This window comes from Streptomyces sp. NPDC003077 (assembly GCF_040611095.1).
Lineage (GTDB): Bacteria > Actinomycetota > Actinomycetes > Streptomycetales > Streptomycetaceae > Streptomyces.
Map to the genome: position 1 here is coordinate 1 of NZ_JBEXNM010000141.1, position 3,426 is coordinate 3,426.

General features: G+C 66.9%; 2 protein-coding genes. Both read left to right on the forward strand.

Annotated elements, in window-relative coordinates:
• Window positions 1-126 precede the first annotated feature (126 nt).
• A complete protein-coding gene (locus ABZX96_RS37960) occupies window positions 127-2,193 on the forward strand; it encodes a glycoside hydrolase domain-containing protein (RefSeq protein ID WP_355554232.1) in 2,067 nt (688 codons plus the stop codon).
• 121 nt (window positions 2,194-2,314) lie between these two features.
• Window positions 2,315-3,426: transglycosylase family protein (locus ABZX96_RS37965; RefSeq protein WP_355554235.1), on the forward strand; the 1,112-nt coding region annotated here is incomplete at its 3' end.

Genomic DNA, 3,426 nt, shown 5'->3' on the forward strand with positions numbered 1-3,426 from the left:
GGCGCGGGGGGGGCGCGGCGGCGGGGGGGCCCCCCCCCCGCCGCCCCCCCCACCCCGCTTCCCACCCTCTTCAGCCGGTGGGCGGCGCGTCCCTCGCCGCCCACCGGCCCCCTCCTCGGAGACCACATGAGACCGAAGCACGTCCCGAAGCGGACGCGCGGCCTCGCCGCCTTCGTGGCCGCGACCGCCGCCCTCGTCCTCCCGTTGCAGACCACGCAGGCCATCGCCGCCTCCCCCACCGGCCCGGACGGCATAGACGTTTCCTATCGCGGCCTGTCACTGACCGTTCCCTCCGGCTGGAACGTCGTCAACGTGGAAGAGCACCCGGAGACCTGCGTCCGCCTGGACCGGAACACCGTGTACCTGGGCCACCCCGGAGCCAACCAGAACTGCCCCACCCACCTGGTCAGGGACAAGACCGAATCCCTGGTCATCGAACCCGTCGCGGGCGCCACCCCGCGGACCGACCTCCCCACGGTGAGCGTGCCCGCGGGGGAGCGGGTGCCGGACGCGCTTCCGTACGACGAGGGGCACGAGGTACGGGTCGAGTTCGAGAAGGCCGGCCTGTACGTGACGGCGGGACACAGCGGCTCGACCGAGGCCGTCCGCGAGATCCTGTCCCAGGTCACGGTCGACCCGACCGCCCGGCCGGCCGCCACCGCCCCCTCGGCACCGGCCCGTTCGGCGCGCGCGGCGGCAGCGACCCCGACGACCGGCTTCACCGGCCGGGCGTTCGACGCCTGCACCGCACCGTCCAACGCCGCGATGGCCGACTGGCGCGCCGACTCGCCGTACGGCGGCGTCGGCATCTACATCGGCGGCCCGACCCGGGTGTGCGCCCAGCCCAACCTCACCGCCTCCTGGGTGCAGACACAGACCCGGGCGGGCTGGCACCTGCTGCCCATCTACGCGGGCACCCAGGCCAAGAACATCCCCGACAGCAACACCGCCGCGCAGGGCCGCGCCGCCGCGGACAAGGCCGTCGAACTGGCCGGGGACCTGGGCTTCGCGCCCGGCACGGTGCTGTACCACGACATGGAGGCGTACTCCCCGACGTACCGCACCAACGTCCTGACCTACCTCTCCGGCTGGACGGAGCGGGTACGCCAACTCGGTTACCGATCCGGCGTATACAGCTCCTCCGACAGCGGCATCAAGGACCTCGCCTCGGTCTACAACTCCTCCACCTACGCCCGTCCGGACGTGGTGTGGACGGCGCTCTGGAACGGCCGCGCGGACGTCAACGACCCGAACCTCCCCGCCGGCTACTGGTCCAACGCACGGGTCCACCAGTACGCGGGCAACGTCACGGAAACGTACGGCGGCACCCGGATTCAGATCGACCGCAACTACATGGACGTGGACCCGGGCCTGCCCGATCCGGGGATGAGGGAATTGGCGGCGGGTGATTTCAACGGTGACGGGCGGAAGGACCTGGTCGCCGTCCAGGTTTCCACCGGCAAGCTGTTCCTTTACCCCAACACCGGCAGGACCGGTCTGGACATGCTCGGCGATCGTGTCGAGATCGGCTCCGGTGGCTGGAACGGGATGAAGGATCTCACCGTTGGTGACTTTACCGGTGATGGCAAGGACGATCTCGTCGCCGCGAAGAAGGAAGACGGGAAGCTTTATCTCTACCCCGGGACGCAGAAGCCCGGTCTGGGTGCTCTGGGCGATCGTGTGGAGATCGGGTCCGGTGGCTGGAATGGCATGAAGGGTCTTTTCGCCGGTGATTTCGATGGTGACGGTAAGACCGATCTGGGTGCCGTCAAGACGGAAACCGGTGAGTTGTTCCTGTATCCGGGGACGCAGAAGAGTGGTCTGGGTGCTCTCGGTGACCGGGTGCTGATTGGTACCGGTGGCTGGAACGGGATGAACAAGCTGGTTTCTCCCGGTGACTTCAACAGGGACGGTAAGCCGGACCTGATCGCGGCCAAGACCGAAACCGGTGAACTGTACTTCTACCCGGGGACGCAGAAGGGTGGCCTGGCGGCTCTCGGCGACCGCGTTCTGATCGGTACCGGCGGTTGGAACGGTATTTCCGATTACGCCGGTGCGGACTTCACTGGTGACGGGATCGGCGACCTCGCCGCCGTCGCCTCCGACCCGTACGAAACCGGGAAGCTCTACCTCTACAAGGGCAATGGCACGGGTCTCGGGAGCCGCGTGGAAATCGGCTCCGGCGGCTGGTGAGCCGTCGGTACAAGGCCCATACACCGCATCACCCGATTCTGTCTTCCCTGATCTTCCTCCCCTTTCAGTGAGTAGGTTTCCTATGTCTTCTTCCTCGCGCGTCGGCAGAATCGTGGCCGTGATGGCCGCTGTGCCCCTTGCCGCGACGGCCGTATGGGGGCCGGCCCCCACGGCGTCCGCCGCTTCGGTGGCCACCTGGGACAAGGTCGCCAAGTGTGAGAGCGGCGGCAACTGGCATCTCAATACGGGCGGGCCCTATTACGGCGGCCTGCAGTTCTCGCAGAGCACCTGGGTCGCGTTCGGTGGGCAGACCTATGCGGCGCGCGCCGACCTGGCCACCAAGGAAGAGCAGATACGCGTGGCGGAAAAGGTTCTGGCCCGTCAGGGCGAAGGTGCCTGGCCCACCTGCGGCCCCGCGGCCGGCCTGGGCCGGGACCACGCCGACCCGTTCCCGCCCAAGCCCGTCGATCCCGGGATGACGGAGTTGACGGCGGGTGACTTCAACGGTGACGGGCGGAAGGATCTGATCGCCGTCCAGGTTTCCACCGGCAAGCTGTTCCTTTACCCGAACACCGGCAGGACCGGCCTGAGCATGCTCGGCGATCGTGTCGAGATCGGTTCCGGTGGGTGGAACGGCATGAAGAACCTCACGGTTGGTGACTTCAACGGTGACGGTAAGGACGATCTCGTTGCCAGTAAGAAGGAGGACGGCAAGCTTTACCTTTACCCCGGGACTCAAAAGCCTGGGCTGGGTGCTCTGGGTGACCGTGTGGAGATCGGGTCCGGTGGTTGGAATGGCATGAAGGGTCTTTTCGCCGGTGATTTCGATGGTGACGGTAAGACCGATCTGGGTGCCGTCAAGACGGAAACCGGTGAGTTGTTCCTGTACCCGGGGACGCAGAAGGGTGGTCTGGCTGCCCTTGGCGATCGAGTGCTGATCGGTACCGGTGGCTGGAACGGGATGAACAAGCTCGTTTCCCCCGGTGACTTCAACAAGGACGGTAAGCCGGATCTGATCGCGGCCAAGACCGAAACGGGTGAGTTGTTCCTGTATCCGGGGACGCAGAAGGGTGGCCTGGCGGCTCTCGGTGACCGGGTGCTGATCGGTACCGGTGGCTGGAACGGTATTTCCGATTATGCCGGTGCGGACTTCACCGGTGACGGGATCGGTGACCTGGCGGCGGTCGCCTCCGACCCGAGGGAGACCGGGAAGCTCTATCTCTACAAGGGCAA

What these genes read in the sequence shown, in the direction of transcription:
- ABZX96_RS37960 (WP_355554232.1), top strand. Translation starts at nt 127, where the DNA reads ATGAGACCGAAGCACGTCCCGAAGCGGACGCGCGGCCTCGCCGCCTTC.